Source organism: Litoribacterium kuwaitense (assembly GCF_011058155.1).
Taxonomy (GTDB): domain Bacteria; phylum Bacillota; class Bacilli; order Bacillales; family DSM-28697; genus Litoribacterium; species Litoribacterium kuwaitense.
Genome location: NZ_JAALFC010000132.1, coordinates 1 through 394, shown reverse-complemented (window position 1 = coordinate 394; position 394 = coordinate 1). Strand labels below are relative to the sequence as shown.

General features: G+C 57.1%; 1 rRNA gene. It reads right to left on the bottom strand.

The window, feature by feature from the left end:
* Nucleotides 1-89: 89 nt before the first annotated feature.
* A 16S ribosomal RNA gene (locus G4V62_RS19595) occupies nucleotides 90-394 on the bottom strand; the annotation flags it as partial.

The following is a 394-nucleotide window of genomic DNA, read 5'->3' as shown; positions in this document are numbered from 1 at the left end:
GTGAGATTTCACGCTAGACTTACCGAACCGCCTACGCACCCTTTACGCCCAGTAATTCCGAACAACGTTAGCCCCCCCCGTATTACCGCGGCGGCTGACTCTACGGACTACTGGGGTTTCTAATCCCGTTCGCTCCCCTGGCTTTCGTCCTCAGCGTCAGAAATGGACCAGTAGGCCGCCTTCGCCACGAGTGTTCTTCCTGATATCTACGCACTCCACCGACTACACCAGGAATTCCACCTACCTCTTCCATCCTCGAGCTCGACAGTTTCCAGCGCCGTTTCACCGGTGAGCGGTGAGATTTCACGCTAGACTTACCGAACCGCCTACGCACCCTTTACGCCCAGTAATTCCGAACAACGTTAGCCCCCCCCGTATTACCGCGGCGGCTGAC